The organism is Thermomicrobium sp. CFH 73360, from assembly GCF_023806465.1.
Taxonomy (GTDB): domain Bacteria; phylum Chloroflexota; class Chloroflexia; order Thermomicrobiales; family Thermomicrobiaceae; genus Thermomicrobium.
In genome coordinates this window covers 19266-35435 of the sequence record NZ_JAMSLS010000007.1, presented here as the reverse complement: position 1 = coordinate 35435, position 16170 = coordinate 19266, and the positions used below count along the sequence as shown (strand labels likewise).

The 16170-nt window shown below is 58.9% G+C and carries 14 protein-coding genes; 2 read left to right on the top strand and 12 right to left on the bottom strand.

The features are described from left to right. Positions 1-60: 60 nt before the first annotated feature. Positions 61-1731: a dihydroxy-acid dehydratase gene (gene ilvD, locus NET03_RS11365; RefSeq protein WP_252129045.1), complete on the top strand. Its 1671-nt coding sequence runs from the start codon at positions 61-63 to the stop codon at positions 1729-1731. An 88-nt stretch (positions 1732-1819) separates the two neighbouring features. Here the strand turns inward: ilvD and NET03_RS11360 are convergent, their stop codons facing one another. From NET03_RS11360 to nadD, 7 genes are all read right to left on the bottom strand, one after another. Continuing rightward, complete coding sequence (locus tag NET03_RS11360) at positions 1820-2914, bottom strand: 5-(carboxyamino)imidazole ribonucleotide synthase (protein WP_252129044.1); 1095 nt, start codon at positions 2912-2914, stop codon at positions 1820-1822. A 10-nt stretch (positions 2915-2924) separates the two neighbouring features. Then, complete coding sequence (gene purE / locus NET03_RS11355) at positions 2925-3434, bottom strand: 5-(carboxyamino)imidazole ribonucleotide mutase (protein WP_252129043.1); 510 nt, start codon at positions 3432-3434, stop codon at positions 2925-2927. Between the two features lie 18 nt (positions 3435-3452). Further along, entirely contained in the window at positions 3453-4913 is a 1461-nt protein-coding gene (locus NET03_RS11350; RefSeq protein ID WP_252129042.1) for an NADP-dependent isocitrate dehydrogenase, read from the bottom strand. 139 nt (positions 4914-5052) lie between these two features. After that, on the bottom strand, positions 5053-6417 hold the full coding sequence (locus NET03_RS11345) for an NAD(P)/FAD-dependent oxidoreductase (protein ID WP_252129041.1): 1365 nt from the start codon (positions 6415-6417) through the stop codon (positions 5053-5055). Positions 6418-6428: 11 nt separating this feature from the next. Next, positions 6429-7352, bottom strand: coding sequence for a protein translocase subunit SecF (gene secF, locus NET03_RS11340; RefSeq protein WP_252129040.1), 924 nt, complete (start codon positions 7350-7352; stop codon positions 6429-6431). A gap of 13 nt (positions 7353-7365) precedes the next feature. Then, the gene (secD, locus tag NET03_RS11335) at positions 7366-8898 is read right to left on the bottom strand and encodes a protein translocase subunit SecD (RefSeq protein WP_252129039.1); all 1533 of its coding nucleotides are present in this window, start codon (positions 8896-8898) and stop codon (positions 7366-7368) included. 47 nt (positions 8899-8945) lie between these two features. Beyond that, entirely contained in the window at positions 8946-9590 is a 645-nt protein-coding gene (gene nadD / locus NET03_RS11330) for a nicotinate-nucleotide adenylyltransferase (RefSeq protein ID WP_252129038.1), read from the bottom strand. Positions 9591-9663: 73 nt separating this feature from the next. Between nadD and NET03_RS11325 the strand changes: the two genes are divergently transcribed. Continuing rightward, complete coding sequence (locus tag NET03_RS11325) at positions 9664-10521, top strand: hypothetical protein (protein ID WP_252129037.1); 858 nt, start codon at positions 9664-9666, stop codon at positions 10519-10521. Here the strand turns inward: NET03_RS11325 and gyrA are convergent. The 5 genes from gyrA to NET03_RS11300 form a co-directional block, all read right to left on the bottom strand. Further along, positions 10465-12957 carry a DNA gyrase subunit A gene (gene gyrA / locus NET03_RS11320; RefSeq protein ID WP_252129036.1) on the bottom strand — a complete coding sequence of 831 codons (2493 nt, stop codon included), beginning with the start codon at positions 12955-12957 and terminating at the stop codon, positions 10465-10467. The genes NET03_RS11325 and gyrA overlap by 57 nt on opposite strands. 111 nt (positions 12958-13068) lie before the next feature. Continuing rightward, complete coding sequence (locus tag NET03_RS11315) at positions 13069-14082, bottom strand: lysophospholipid acyltransferase family protein (protein WP_252129035.1); 1014 nt, start codon at positions 14080-14082, stop codon at positions 13069-13071. After that, positions 14079-14564 carry a hypothetical protein gene (locus tag NET03_RS11310; protein WP_252129034.1) on the bottom strand — a complete coding sequence of 162 codons (486 nt, stop codon included), beginning with the start codon at positions 14562-14564 and terminating at the stop codon, positions 14079-14081. Before NET03_RS11310 ends, NET03_RS11315 begins: the two co-directional genes overlap by 4 nt. Positions 14565-14790: 226 nt before the next feature. Next, complete coding sequence (locus NET03_RS13870; RefSeq protein ID WP_252129033.1) at positions 14791-15906, bottom strand: inositol-3-phosphate synthase; 1116 nt, start codon at positions 15904-15906, stop codon at positions 14791-14793. A gap of 82 nt (positions 15907-15988) precedes the next feature. Then, positions 15989-16132, bottom strand: a complete 144-nt coding sequence (locus tag NET03_RS11300; protein ID WP_252129032.1) for a hypothetical protein — start codon at positions 16130-16132, stop codon at positions 15989-15991. Between the last annotated feature and the right edge of the window lie 38 nt (positions 16133-16170).

Genomic DNA, 16170 nt, shown 5'->3' with positions numbered 1-16170 from the left:
CTCCAGCAGTACAATGCCAACCAGCGTCGTACGAACGACCGGAGAGGAGTCGAAGGGACGATGCGGAGCGAACGGATCACGCATGGGATCGACCGCGCACCAGCGCGCGCGATGCTACGAGCTGTCGGGTTCCGCGACGAGGACTTCGAGAAGCCGATCGTTGCTATCGCTAATACGTGGACCGACGCGATGCCATGTAACTATCACTTGCGCGAACTTGCGCAGCACCTCCGGGAGGGGATCCGTGAAGCGGGAGGGGTGCCCGTCGAGTTCAACACAGTTGCAGTGAACGACGCGATCTCGATGGGGACTGAGGCGATGAAAGCCTCGCTGATTAGCCGCGAGGTAATCGCCGACTCGATCGAGCTCATGGCGTTTGGGTACCAGTTCGACGCGATCGTCGCTCTCGTCTCCTGCGATAAGACGATCCCTGGTGGAGCAATGGGGGTGATCCGAGCTGGCGTTCCGGGCATGGTGCTGTACGGCGGCTCGATCGCGCCTGGCCATTGGCGTGACCGAGAGCTGACGATCGTTGAGGTCTTCGAGGCGGTCGGCGCATACGCGGCTGGGAAGATTACGCTCGAGGAGCTCCAGGAGATCGAGCGCCGAGCGATTCCGGGCCCCGGTGCTTGTGGTGGCCAGTACACGGCGAACACGATGGCAATGGCCTTAGAAGTCCTAGGGCTTTCTCCGATGGGCTACAACGCGATTCCGGCGGTGGCGCCGGAAAAGGCTGAAGCAACGCGTGAGGCCGGTCGCCGTTTCATGGAGGTTGTGCGAGCGAACCGGATGCCGCGTGACTTCATCACCAAGACGTCGCTCCGGAATGCGATCGCGGCGGTGGCGGCGACGGGTGGCTCAACAAATGCGGTGCTCCATCTCATGGCGATTGCTCACGAACTCGGAATCCCGCTGAGTATTGACGAATTCGATGAGATTAGCCGGCGCACACCGGTGATCGCTGATCTCAAGCCTTGGGGCAAGTATGTCGCATGGAGCCTCTACAAGGCCGGGGGTACAAAGCTGGTTGTGAAGCGGTTGCTCGAGGCTGGACTTGTCGATGGAAATCAGCGACTTGTTACAGGTGAGACACTCGCCGAGGCAGTAGCGGATGCCCAGGAGGCGCCTGGCCAGCCAGTCGTCTACCATCCGTCCAATCCGTTGAAGCCGCACGGTGGACTTGTGATTCTGCGAGGGTCACTGGCTCCGGAAGGTGCGGTCCTCAAGGTCGCCGGAACGGAGCAGATGTATTTCCGCGGTACCGCGCGCGTCTTCGATGCTGAAGAACAGGCGATGCAAGCCGTGCTGAACCAGCAAATTAAACCTGGAGACGTGGTGGTCATCCGATATGAGGGGCCAAAGGGCGGTCCCGGCATGCGGGAAATGCTCGGTATCACTGCAGCGATTGTCGGCGAAGGGCTCGGACCACACGTTGCCTTGGTCACCGACGGGCGGTTCTCTGGCGGCACCAAGGGTCTCATGGTTGGGCATGTGGCACCAGAAGCCCCGGTGGGTGGTCCCATTGCCTTCGTGCGAGATGGGGACACGATCGTCATCGATGTGGAAAACCGGCGCATTGATCTCGAGGTATCGGATGCTGAACTCGCCGAGCGGCGAGCAAGCTGGTCGCCGCCAGCTCCACGCTTCACGAATGGCGTCTTTGCCCGGTACGCGGCGCTCGTGAGTTCGGCGTCCGAGGGGGCAGTCCTCCGCACGCCACGCTGGCAGTAATCACACCCGCGGAAGACGCGGTGACGGCGGAGAGTGCATGGAAGGAGGGTCGGGGCTGGTGATTTCCTCCCGACCCTCGAAGTGCTTGTCAGGGGAACGAGACGAACTCCAGTACCTGACGGAGGAGTTCGTCTCGTTCGTGAGCGGAGTCGGCACGGACAGTAATGTGGCCAAGCTTGCGCCGCGGTCGGGGTTCTTTGCCATAGAGATGGACGTGCGTGTTGGGCAAGCCAAGGATGGGCTCGATCGGTGGGATGACACTAAGAAGGTTGATCATTGCACTGTGACCTCGGGGTGTAGTCGAACCGAGCGGCCAGCCGAGAATGGCACGCAAATGCTGCTCAAACTGACTTGTCTCTGCGCCCTCAATGGTCCAGTGTCCGCTGTTGTGCACACGCGGAGCCATCTCATTGGCGAGCAGCCGATCGCCGACAACAAAGAACTCAACCGCCAACACCCCGACATACTCCAGTCGGTTCAGGATCGCTGCGACATATTGCTGGGCTAACGTCTGCAGTGCCGTGCTTGCACGTGGAGCGGGAGCCCGAGAGATGGCCAAGATCCCTTCCACGTGACGGTTTTCGACTAAGGTGTAGAAGGTGATTTCGCCCCGGCGCGAGCGGACGCCGAGTAACGAGACTTCGTACTCGAATGGCACAAACTCTTCCAACAAGCACGGTACTCCGCCGAGGCGTTCCCAAGCCAGAGCGAGCTCTTCTGCGGTGTGAATCTGCGCCTGTCCTCGACCGTCATAGCCAAGGCGACGCGTTTTGAGCAGTGCAGGGAGCGGGACGGCGTCCAGCGCCTGGGCGAAATCGTCCGGGCCGGAGACCGGTGCATACCGTGGCACCGGAATACCACATTCCTCGAAGAGTCGCTTTTCTTCCAGCCGATCTTGGGAACGAATCAGGGCCTCGGGGGGTGGTGAGACAGAAAGGCGGGCAGCGAGGAATTCCGCCGTCGATCCCGGAACGTTCTCGAACTCGTAGGTAACAAGGTCCAGACCTGCTGCAAAGCGTTCCAGCGCGAGCCGATCGTCGTATGGAGCCACGACGAGTTCGGCAACCTGACCCAGCGGTGCATTCGCATTTGGATCGAGACCTCGGAACCGCAGTCCGAGCGGATAGCCGGCAAGAGCGAGCATGCGCCCGAGTTGACCACCTCCGAGGATTCCGATCAACAAGCGTGCCCTCCTATTCTGGCTGCCGCGGATCTGGTCGTTCAAGAACAAACTGTGTCTGTTGTTCACGGTAGCGACGGAGCGCCTCGCGGATTTCCGGGTACTTCGTTCCAAGAATCGCCGCTGCCAAGAGCGCTGCATTGATGGCTCCGGCGCGCCCAATCGCGAGCGTGCCAACCGGTACGCCGGCTGGCATTTGAACGATCGAGAGCAGCGAATCCAGCCCATGCAGTGCTTGACTCTGTACCGGTACGCCTAACACTGGAAGGATGGTCTTGGACGCAGTCATTCCCGGAAGATGCGCAGCACCTCCGGCTCCAGCGATGATCACCTCGAGACCGCGAAGCTCGGCACTCGCTGCATACTCGAACATCAGGTCAGGCGTGCGATGTGCTGAAACCACACGGACTTCGTAGGGGATGCCCAGTGCTTCAAGTGTTTCCGCCGCATGACTCATCGTTTCCCAGTCTGAGCGCGAGCCCATGATGATGCCGACGAGCGGCTGGCTCGGCGTCGTACGCATCGCTCTTACTCCTGTGATTCAGTCTTCGCCCTGTGCCCTCGTGAAACCCGGCTCGCCGTCCAATTCATGGAGCAATTGAACCCGGCTCCAGCGATAGCGTGCACTAACGCGACTGAGGAGCTCGGTGACCGTCCTTGTCGTCACGTCGCCGTCGCGAGTAAGGAAACGGCAGCGCCAGTGGTCGACATAATCGATCCGAGTGCCTACATCCGGATAGACTTGGAGTCCGCGGCTGGAAATCAGGTGGAGGCGCAGTGGCAAATCAGCCACGAGTGCCTCCAGATTCGGGCCGAGAACCTCCGGTGGTTCTGTGCCCTCGATGATGAGGTCGAGACCAACGACCCGGCGCTGACCCGGGCGAATGGGATCCAACTCGGGGCGCTGGGGAGGAATGCGGATCTCTTTGTGTGGTCGAGAGTGCCAGGTTTTTGAACGGCGACCAAGATTGGCAATGATTGCATCGGTGAACGCGGTGGTGGAAACCGCCCGCTCATCTCCCACGACATCGCGAGTGAGCGCCTTGCCCTCTTCGAGTGTCACCACGAGCGCCTGTTCGATCGTTTCAGCAGCCTCAAACTCGTCAAGGTAACGGAGCATCATTACCGCAGTGAGGATCATCGCTGTTGGATTAATGACATTCTTTCCGGCGTACTTTGGGGCAGTGCCGTGGACTGGCTCGAAGATCGCAACCTCATGACCGTAATTTCCTGACGGGGCGAAGCCGAGTCCCCCGACGAGTCCAGACGCGAGATCAGAGATGATGTCACCGTTGAGGTTCGTGGTCACGATCACTTCGAACTGTTCGGGTGCCTTGACGAGTTGGTGCGCGCAGTTATCGATGATGAGGTGATTCGCTTCAATATCCGGGTACTCGCGGGCGATCTCCTCAAAGATGTGTTGGAACCAACCCTCCGTCAGCTTCAGAATATTCGATTTCGTCGCGCAGGTGACTTTCTTCCGACTTTCCGATCGAGCGAGTTCGAAGGCGAAGCGGATCACCTTCTCACTACCCTTGTATGAGATCAACTTGTGGGCGATTGTCACACCAGGAGTTTCCCGATATTCAATTGCAGCGTAGAGGTCTTCAATATTCTCTCGGACAACGACAAGATCGATATTGCGTCCCCGGTAGGGGGTGGGAATAGACGGGAACTCACGAACCGGGCGGACGTTCGCGAACGCTTCGAAGAGCTTGCGCAAGGTGACATTGGCGCTCTTCTCACCGTAACCCACTGGTGTTTCGAGCGGCCCCTTCAGTACGACACGTGTCCGCTTAATGGACTCAATGGTGTCGTCAGGGACGCCGCTCGCAATCCCTTCACGGAAGATGCTTGCGCCAGCTCGCCGGACCTCCCACTCGACAGGGGCACCGACTGCTTCGATGATTCGGCAGGCACTCTCAACGATCTCCGGCCCAATGCCGTCACCCGGAATCAGCGTGACCAGTTTTTTGCCGGACGGCGTGACGACGTACTTCATTCTTGTTCCGCTTCCTCCCATGGACACCTCTCGGCAGCAGGCTCACGCAGCCCGAGCCCGCACGATACCCAAGGACGACCCCCGTTGTCAAGCTCGTGTTTATGGATTCACTGTGTATCGGTTATGAACCGTCGTTGCCTCATGGGGTTGTATCGCGTGCGGCCGATGTAGCCACACCAAGGCGGCCCGTTCTCACGTCATCGCAGACGAGGTCAGCGACCACATTTCCCAAACGAACACTGTAATTGGTTCCACGATCTTCAGGATAGATCTGAGCCGTGTTTGCCACATAGACTCCCGGCAACGGGGTCCGATGGTCCGGGATTTGCGCACGATAACGGACGGTGACGATCGGCTGAGCAGCTCGCTCGCGAAAGACCCAATAGTCTTCTATCCAGTCAGCCGAGAAAGCAGGATTGACCTTGGGAAGATGCTGGATCGCAGCAGCCAAAACCTCGTCGTCGCGCAGCGCGAGGTACGGATGCGTCTGTTCGACATATTTGCTGACATAGATAAGGTGTCGTCCCTGGTAATAAGACGCGGGCACGAAGTTCGTATGTTCAATGATGCCAGTGTAGGGGAGATCAGGATCACCGATGTTTAGCCAGTATATATCGCTGAGCTCTCGATGGGTTTGGAGAAGCAGGGTGACGGCTGCCTGGTAGACTGTTCCTAAAAGTTTCATCCGATAGATCTCAGGAAGTTGCGGAAAGAGCTTTGCAATCAACGGGGATGGGACAGTAGCGACGATCACATCAACTGGCATGGCACGGCCGGTACTCTCGCGAACGACCCATGTGTCCCCGCTTCGTTCGACTGCATCGACTCCAACGCCGGCAAGGACGGTGCCGCTCTGCTCGCGGATCGCTTCAGCCAGCCGATCGATAAGGGCATTGAAGCTGCCCATGATGTAGCCCAGGCGCTCGCGCTCCAACAATGAGCGACGAGATTGGGTGCGGAGAAAGATCTTGTTCCAAAACCAGACCATCGCGACATCACTCGCACGTGGACCGAACTTGGCACGGAGTTGAGCCCCCCAGACGCGGTCAAAGGCACGAGCACCGACCCACCGCCGAAGCCATTCTTCGGCGGTGATCTCTTCAAAACGTCGCCAATCGCGCACGTGCTGCAGGTAAAACGTGACGAGGCCGATGCGGAGTCGATCGTGGAGCGGGACAACTCCGAGACGAAGAACATCGAGAGCGCTCGAAAGAGGATAAATCCGTCCAGCGGCATAGAATCCAACACGGGAGGGCAACCAGACCAGCCGATCGGCGATGCCGAGTTCCTTCATCAGGGCTACGATGTCGTGGTCACTCATGAACAGGTGATGATAGAAGTACTCGAGTGCCGTGCCGAGGAGCGGGAAAGCTGCTGCCTGGCCACCGAGCTGGCGCTGACGTTCCCAGAGGATCACTTCATGCCCTCGGCTGGCCAGCCGATACGCAGCCGTCAACCCGGCGATTCCGCCACCAATGACGCCGATGCGTAGCCGAGTGGACATAACACGGCTCCTCAGGCGGGTGCGTGTTGTCGTCGAATGCGTGCGAACAGGCGATGGAGCTCCCGGTTCTCCCACACGACCACGATCTGACTGGCGTTGAAGATTGACGAATAGGTTCCGCTGACGATGCCGATCAACAAGGCGAGGACGAAGTTTCGGATCGTTTCACCGCCGAGCAGGTACAAAGCCAAGAGTGTAAAGACGACTGTCAGGGACGTATTCAGCGAGCGAACAAGCGTTTGCACGAGGCTATAGTTGACAATCTGCTCGAAGGTTGGTGCCGCGCGGCGAGCCAGATTCTCACGGATCCGGTCGAAAACAACGATCGTATCGTGCACCGAGAACCCGATGACGGTGAGAAGCGCGGTCACGAACAGTGCATCCACTTCAACCCCACGCAACCAACCAAGGATTGAGAAGATACCCACCACAACAGCAACGTCATGCAGCATGGCGATGATGGCTGCGATGCCGTAGAGGAATGGGTTGTTCGTATTACGGAAAGCCCAGGCAATGTAAGCGAGTATGCCGATGGTGGTCAGGGCGACAGCGATCATCGCGCGGTTGCGGATGGCTGTTCCCAGGGTCGGTCCGACGGACTCTAACCGGAGTTCAGTAAAGTCGCCGAAGGCGTCTCGCAGGGCCTGGGTCAACCGATCCTTCTCAGGCGAACCCTCTTTCAGTTCGCGCATTCGGATTAACACGACATTGTTGTCCGCCGTCTGCACAATGGCGTCATCGACACCGTTTTCGGCCAACACTTGTCGAACCTCGCCCGGCTGAAGAGGGCGGCTCATCTGGAGTTCCCAGAGCGAGCCACCGGTAAAGTCGATGCTCAGTCGCAGGCCATGAACTGCCAGTGAAATCATTCCCGGTACGATGACGAGGATCGACAGAAGGAACCAATAGTAGCGTTTCCCAACGAGATCGAGCATAGTCCGTTTCCTCTCAATCACCAGGTGCTGGTGCAGTTGCGACTTGGGATGGAGAGATTCCATACCACCGGACGTCACGGAAGATGCGGCGAGTCAGCAGGATGCGCAACAGCGTCCGTGTAACGACGATTGCGGTAAACATGCTAACCGCAACACCGATGAAGAGTGTCAGCGCGAAGCCCTGAATAATCGTCGCACCCACGTAGCGGCCGAACCAAAAGAGGATCATGCAGGAAATCATCGTCGAGATATTCGAGTCACGGATCGATGGCCAGGCGTGATTGAAGCCTTCCTCAATGGCACGAGCAATCGGCCGGCCAAGCCGGAGTTCCTCTCGAATACGAGCGAAGATCAAGATGTTCGCATCCACGGCCATACCGATCGAGAGGATAAAACCGGCGATGCCTGGCAGGGTCAGGACGACTGGAATGAGCTTGAAGAGCGCAAAAACGTAGCTCGTGTAGAGGAGGAGCGCGATCACGGAGATGACACCAGGCAGTCGGTAGTACAGGACCATGAAAAGCGCGACCAGACTTAGTCCGACAAGCCCGGCAATGATGCTCTTTTGAATGGAGTCCTGACCGAGCGTGGGACCGACTGTCCGACTCTGCACGACTTCCAGCGGCACAGCGAGCGCGCCTGACTTGAGCTGCAGTGCCAGATCGCGCACTTCCTGGGCACTGAGCCCTTGGATAATGCCGCGGTCGCGGATCGCATCTCGGATCGTGGCAGTGTTGATCACTTCCTTGTCCACCACAATCGACATCGGCTGACCGATGTGCGTACTGGTGTATTGATAGAACTTGTCGGCTGCTTCAGGTTTCAGTTCAAAGCCGACGACGAGATTACCGAACTGGTCGGTCGTTGGATAGGCATCCTTGAGATCGGCACCGGTCACGATCGTCTCGTAGACCGGGCCACTGGGAGTCGGGGTAGCCGAGGGGATCGGCGTAGCAGAGGATGGCGTCGTCTGCGCTTGCACTGGGCCAGGAGTTTGCTCCGCGCTCGTAGGTGTCTCATTGCCGGCGGTCGGTGTCTCTATAGTCGGAGTCTGCTGTGCGGGAGTCGCGGAGGGAGGAGCCTCGAGGGTCGCGGGAGAAGTGTCTCGGTCAGTTGCTGGTCCGAGGCTCGTATTGACAATGGTGCCAACCGGGAGGAACTGACCCTGGGTGTCGATGATCTCAAGAAGAGCGGTCCGTTGCAGTACGCGAACGGCGCGCTCCGGGTCTTGAAAACCGGGAAGTTCTACAAGAATCTGGTTATTGCCACGTGTCTGAATGACTGGTTCGCTCACTCCCAGACCGTTTACTCGCCGCTCGATAGTATCACGTGTGCCCTGCAGAACCTCCTGCGTCACCTGGACGCCGGCAGGGGGACGTGCTTCGAGGACGAGCTGGATGCCGCCTTGCAGGTCAAGTCCCTGACGAACGGTAATGTTCTCTTTCCAGCCAAACGGATCCAGCGGGCGTCCGGGAAGATCGACCCAGATGGCAGCCAGACTTAAGAGGATGATGACGATCAGCGTTTGCCAAGGTCGGATTTGCACCGGCTTCCCTCACTTCCTCGCTCCGCGCCCGAGCGATGCCGCGGGGATTATACTCCCGCAGTCTGGTTCCTCCCCTCAGCGGTCAGGGGGGCAGGGACGCGGTACAGCTGATGCCGATAAATGTATTCCTCGACGATCGTAGGAACTTGATAGCGGATAGTTCGTCCCTCAGCGACCCGCCGGCGAATGTCGCTTGCAGCGATTTGAATGAGCGGAACAGGGACCAGGATAACGCGGTCGCGTGCTGCGGGGACCTTCTGGAAGACGGTTTCGAGTTCGACCTGGACGCCTGGCCGCAGTGCGACTCCAAGGAGCGCCTGAGCAGCAACACGATTTGGATCGTGCCAGGTTGGGAGATCGTGCAGGGAATCCTCACCCATGAGAAAAACCAGTTCATCTTCTGGATACTGACGCTGGAGGATCTCTAAGCTGTCGGCGGTGTAACAGGGTCCGGGTCGCTGGACGTCGACGTACGAGATGGCGAAGTGAGGATTCCCCTGAATCGCGAGCTCGAGCATTGCCAAACGATGGGGAACGGGCGTGATAACACGGCCGATCTTGTGGGGTGGTTGGCCGGCCGGAAGAAAGAGCACGCGCTCAAGCCCAAGCTCCTCCATGAGTACCTCGGCAACGATCAAGTGACCGTGATGGATCGGATCGAATGTTCCACCAAAGATACCGACACGGGCCACCTTCTGCTCCTCCTCGGTGCCTGCGCTCCGTATCGCGGCAATCGTACACTGAGCGTGGATGAAGGCGGCGTGCATGGGGTGGATGAGTCAACACGAGATGATCGAGGATGCACGGTGGGAACCTCCGCGGAGTTCGACCGCGATCAGCCAGACTCGGCCGGCGCGGCAGATGCCGGCTGGTCTTCGCCTGGATGTAGGGTGGCTGATCGCCACCCGCCTCTTGGTGGCAAGCCTCTACCTTGCGGCAGCTGCATGGCCGCAACGGCTAACGCTCCTCGTGCTTGTCACCGGGGTTGCTTGCGTGTGCTTACTCGCCGCCTCGCCGTGGTTTCGGTTGCCTTTGCGTTTGCGAAGAGCAAGCGCGGTCGAAGCAATGACGATAGGCCTTGTATCGCCGTTTGCGGCCGTGCAGGCGTATGTCGCATCGTCCGGTGCGACGATGACCACAGGAGAAGTTCTCCTCGCTCTCGAGACCGGGATAGCGATCACCGCCACAATGATGGCGGGGGCTGCTCTCGTCGAACGACATAGCGACATTTGGAGCCCGCTCGCACGCTCGCTGGTTCTCTGGCCACTCCTTGTCGTGCCCAGCAGCGTGTTGCCGAGCGCGCAGGATGGCAGTACCAGGTCGCTCTCACTTGCGCTCGGTGGTGGTTTTCTCGCGGCGGCATTCGTGACAGTTGTTGCGCGTCTTGCGCCCGCGGCAGCAGCCCGCTGGGTGATTGCCGCGGGAACGCTCGCCTATGGCACGATCATACTCATCAATACTGGGGCTACCAGCCTCTGGAACCGTCCGCTGTTCGCTTCTGTGCTCTGGGTGCTTGAGGTTGGCGTCGCCTGCTCGCTTTTCTCCGTTGCCGCTCGGCAATGGTGGCTACGAGTCCTCCAGGCCATCCGATTCGCTGTCTTCCTTACCCGACCGCGTCGGTGATAGTGCTTCGCTCGTCAGTCCGACCGCGATGGAAGCGATTTCGTCGTTGTCTTGGAGGCGCATCAGAGCGACGCCTTGAGTGCTCCGCCCCAAACGCGGGATCTGGCGGACTGGTATCACAATGAGTCGACCCCGACGGCTGACGAGGACCGCAGTATCATCCTCACGCGCGACGGTCGCTGCTGCGACATGTCCCGTGCGAGCGGTCACCTTCATCGCGATGACTCCACTTCCGCCACGGCCTTGGACACGAAATTCCTGGAGCGCCGTTCGCTTCCCGTAACCGTGGCGGGAGACAATAAGGAGATCGGCGTCCGGAGAGACCACCTCCGCAGCAACAACGTAGTCGTTGGTATCGAGGCGAATACCGATAACTCCCCCAGCTTGTCGCCCAACGGGGCGAACCTCGTCTTCAGGGAATCGGATTGCTTGCCCGAGTGCTGTCACGAGGATCACTTCGTTGGATCCACTCGTGGGTCGTACCCAGACGAGCTCGTCACCTGCATCCAGCGTCATCGCGATGAGCCCGCTCGCGCGAACGTTGGAAAACTCGTCGAGCCTAACCCGTTTGACCCGTCCCTGACGGGTGCAGAAGAAGAGGAACGTCGCTGCGCCAAAATCTCGTACTGGTAAGAGAGTCGTTACCTCTTCACCAGGCTGAAGGTTCAGGAAATTGACGATGGGAAGACCCCGGGCAGTTCGTCCCGCATCAGGAATCTCGTAAGCCGGAAGTTGGAAGACTCGACCGCGATTGGTGAAGAAGAGCAACGAATCGTGCGTGCTTGTTAGTACCACGTGCTGGATATAGTCTTCGTCCCGCACCGTCATGCCATTCACACCTCGGCCGCCACGGTGCTGGACGCGGTAGTGGCCGTTGGTGCTTCGCTTGATGTAGCCACGAGCGGTGAGCGTGACAAGGATGTCAACTTTCGGCACAAGGTCTTCGTCACGGAGCTCGACACTGACGTCCTGAATCTGTGTACGGCGGCGATCTCCGTATTGTTCCTTCAGTTCCAGAAGTTCGCGGCGAATCACAGCGAGAATCTTCGTCGGATCGGCGAGGAGGGCTCGCAATTCAGCGATTCGGGTAAGGAGCTCCTGATACTCCTCCTCGATCTTCTGGCGTTCGAGCGCTGCCAGCCGCCGCAACTGCATATCGAGAATCGCATTTGCCTGGAGCTCGGTCAGGCTGAAGCGGTTCATCAACTGCTGCCGTGCATCATCGGCTGAGCGAGCATTCCGGATTGTCGCGATCACTTCGTCGAGGTGATCCAACGCAATTTTGAGCCCTTCCAGGACATGTGCACGGCGCTCGGCTTGGCGCAGTTCGAATTCTGTGCGGCGGCGGACCACATGTTGGCGATGCTCGAGATAGAGCTGCAACATGCGCCTGAGGGTCAGCACCCGCGGTAGGGTTCCATCCACCAGCGCCAGCATGTTGACACCGAAGGTGGTCTGCAGCTGTGTCTGCTTAAAGAGATTGTTCAACACGGCTCGTGGCTGCGCATCACGCTTCAGTTCAATGACGATGCGCATGCCGTCGCGATCAGATTCGTCCCGAAGATCATGAATGCCTTCCAGTCGCCCTGCCTTGACGAGCTCGGCTATCTTTTCGATCAACGCAGCCTTATTGACCTGGTATGGCAGCTCGGTGACGATGATACTCGTGCGCCCGCGTCCGTGTTCTTCAATGTGCGCTCGGGCGCGGACAACGATGCGCCCGCGGCCAGTCGCATAGGCTGCCAGAATGCCCTCGCGGCCGAGGATGATGCCGCCCGTCGGGAAATCGGGGCCGGGAAGTCGCTCAACGAGCTCCTCGACTGTGGCTTCTGGATGATCAATCAGGTAGACGAGGGCATCGACCACCTCGCCGAGATTGTGTGGTGGGATGTTTGTCGCCATCCCGACGGCGATGCCGCTCGCACCATTGAGCAAGAGATTCGGGAGCCTGGCAGGCAGCACAGCCGGTTCGCGCGTGCTGTCGTCATAGTTCGGAACGAAGTCGACAGTTTGCTTCTCGATATCGGCCAGCAGTTCCTCTGCGATGGGAGCCAAGCGCGCTTCGGTGTAGCGCATTGCGGCTGCGCCATCACCGTCAATGGAGCCGAAGTTTCCCTGCCCATCGATGAGCGGGTAGCGCATGGTGAACGGTTGAACCATGCGCACCAGCGCGTCGTAGACAGCGCTGTCACCGTGCGGGTGGTATGACTTGAGTACCTCGCCAACGATACCAGCGCTCTTGCGGTACTTGGCATTCGGGCGCAGGCCCATCTCGTGCATGCCGTACAGAATGCGGCGCTGGACGGGTTTCAGACCATCGCGCACATCAGGAAGCGCTCGTTGCACGATTACGCTCATCGCGTAATCAAGATATGAGCGCTTCATTTCTTCTTCAATTGTGACGATTTGCACGCGCCCGATCTGACTTTCGCTCATGGCTCCGTCGTCCCTTGGCTTTCCCCTCCAATCCTACCAGATGGCTGGGATTCGCCGATGATTGGAGCGAATGTTCGCTTGACTATGAGGGGTGTGGAGGCAAAGTCCCCCCTATTTTGGGAAAGGCCGATTACGTGGGGTGTTGGGGGGATCGGAAGGGGACGGGGCTGTCCTGGTCGATCCGTCCGTTTCGACAGGAGGCGACACCAGGTGATCAGGTGCAGGTATCGTGCCCAGGGCCTCAGCGAGCGGAGTTCGGCGGGTCTCGACTGCCCAGACAGGCTGTAGCACGGCCCATTGTCCGGGATCGGTGCGGATCATTCGTTCTAAGCAACGTGCGACCTGCTGAAGGTTGTCAACAAGGTCCCGCTCTGGATCGCCGGTGTGCACGAGCTGCAAGGGCGGATCGACAACAACAAGCGAGCGACGAGGTGTTAAGCGGATGGTAAACGCAGGAAGGAGCGTTGCACCCGTGCGCTGAGCCAGTGCCACCGGGCCGATCGGTAACGGTGCCGGAGCATCGAAGAAGCGGACGGGGCGACTGTGACCAGTCACATCGCGGTCGCCAGCAACCAGCAGAATACCGTTGCGGCGGAGCAAGCGGAGAATTGCAGGAACGGCTTCGGGGCCCGATGGTAAGACGCGAACCCCAGTTGCACTCCGCAAGCGACAGAGAGAGACAAAGAGCTGCGGCGGCTGAACCCGTTCGACGACGATAGCCGTTTCTAATCCGAGTTCTGCCGGGTACTGTGCTACAACGTTGAAATTTCCTAGGTGTGCCGAGATGACAATCACACCGCGGCCGCGAGATAAGGCTTCTTCGACGTGTGTCCACCCGCGAACTTCGATGAGCTCACGCAAGCGATGGCGATCGACCGACCGGATGCGTACCAGGTCGTAGTAGTTCATGACAGCTGTGATGAAGACCCGAGCCGCATGCCAAACACGCCAACGGTGGGAGCACTGCGGACAAACGTGCCGCAGGTTCTCAAGGACGTGGCGACGAGCCCGATGGTGGCCAAGGAAGACAGCGACACCGATGATCCGACAAAGCCAGTAACCAACGCGTGCTGGAACCAGCGGCGTCAGGAGTGCTCCAATACGGAGTGCCCAGAGAAGGCTCATTGACCCTCCCGGAATTCGGGTAATACCTTCTCGGCTGGCTGGTCCCACCATGCTCGCCATCCCCACCATTGATTTGTGTAGTCACGCAGTACGTGCTCGATCGCTTTGGCGAGGGCCGTCACCGGGTGATTACCAGCGAGTTGGATCAGATCCAGCAACACGGACCGCCAGCCAGGACGGAAGATCAGTATAGCGAACCAGCGCGGTATGCAGGCGTGACTTGGGAGGAAGAGGAGCGCCGTTCCGCGAAAGAGTGGAACGGCTGTAGGGATCTTCTCTTTGCCGGGGTGGTCGACCTGCCAAACTGCAAGCGGTGGCCGGTTTGATGGCATGAGAAGGCGTAACGTTCGCACGAGGAGTTCGGTTGCCCCAATGTCGATCGTCAAGACCGTGGAGGCGCAGTCACGTTGGAATGCCCAGACGGCCGCTTCATCGCGAAAGACGATCCGTGGGAGGAACTCCTCGTCACGCCAGCGAACCATGCGCTCGGTTGCGTGTTTTGCACGACGATGCTGGGCCACGATAGATTGGGCGAACCGATCCACCAGAGGACTTGTCGAAGGTTCATGGAGGACGTAAGAGAGGTTGAGGTGGAGAGCCCGGAGCACATCGGGGTTCGGCGTGCCTGAGAGCCGATTCTGGAGGAAAAAGAGGGGCCGGCGTATGACGCGCCCGCCCCTGGTGTCACCCTCGCAGACGCCCATTGTTTCAGGTGCTTTCGCTCGCTGCCAGCCGCTCGCGCTGTGCTACCGTCTCGCGGATGAAGGCTTCGACCATCTCCCGCGCTTCCTCGTCCCGATATTGGACGGGCGGAGACTTCATAAAGTACGCACTGGGGCCGATCAGTGCACCACTGATTCCGGCGTCGAGCGCAAGCTTAGCACAACGGATCGCATCGATCACGACACCAGCCGAGTTTGGGGAGTCCCAGACCTCCAGTTTTAATTCAAGATTGATCGGCACATCACCGAATGTTGTTCCTTCGATACGAATGTGGCACCACTTGCGGTCCTTCAACCATGGAATGTAGTCGCTCGGACCGACATGGACGTTTTCTTCCGGCAACGGATAGTCGAGGATACTTGTCACGGCATTCGTCTTCGAGATCTTCTTCGATTCAAGTCGTTCGCGCTCAAGCATGTTCAAGAAGTCCGTATTGCCCCCGAAATTGATCTGGTACATCCGGTCGATGCGCACACCGCGATCCGCGAAGAGCCGAGCGAGAACACGGTGCACAATCGTTGCGCCGACCTGGCTCTTAATGTCGTCTCCGATAACCGGCAATCCACGCTCGCGGAAGCGGCGCTGCCAATACTCCTCCCGGGCGATAAACACCGGGATGCAGTTCACGAATGCGCACCCTGCATCCAGTACCTGTTCAACATACCATTTGGTTGCCATCTCACTACCGACCGGCAGGAAATTGACGACAACGTCCGTCTTTGTCTCTTTCAAAATACCAACGATGTCTGCTGTTGGTCCGGGAGCTTTGGTAATCACCTGCGAAAGGTATTTTCCAAGACCGTCATGGGTCATGCCACGATAGACCGGCGCCCCAAGATAGGGAACATCTGTGAACTTGTAGGTGTTGTTGGGCGGCGCGAAGATCGCCTCGGAGAGATCCTTTCCGACTTTGTTGATGTCAATGTCGAACCCGGCGGTGAACTCGATGTCGCCGACGTGATAGCCGCCCAGATCGACATGCATTAGCCCAGGAACGAACTGGTTGGGATCAGCATTGCGGTAATAATGCACACCTTGGACGAGCGCTGAAGCACAATTTCCAACACCGATGATGGCGACGCGAATCTTTCGATCTCCCACGGCAGCGTACGTTCCTCTCCTCAAAAGGCCGGTACCAACAGAGAAGAAGGAGCCACTAGCTCCTGCGGCGATTGTAGAGGTGCTAAAAGAGACCGTCAATGGCATAACGTAAGCAACCGGGCAGTAGCAGGGTGATCGCACGATGAGCGGTCGAGGCGACAAACGTCTTCCGCGTGCCAAAATGTGCTCGGCTCTCACCAATCCCCTGTGGCGTGGCTGGTCGCATGAGCGAACCCTCCACAAGACGTTGAAGGCCGGGACTAC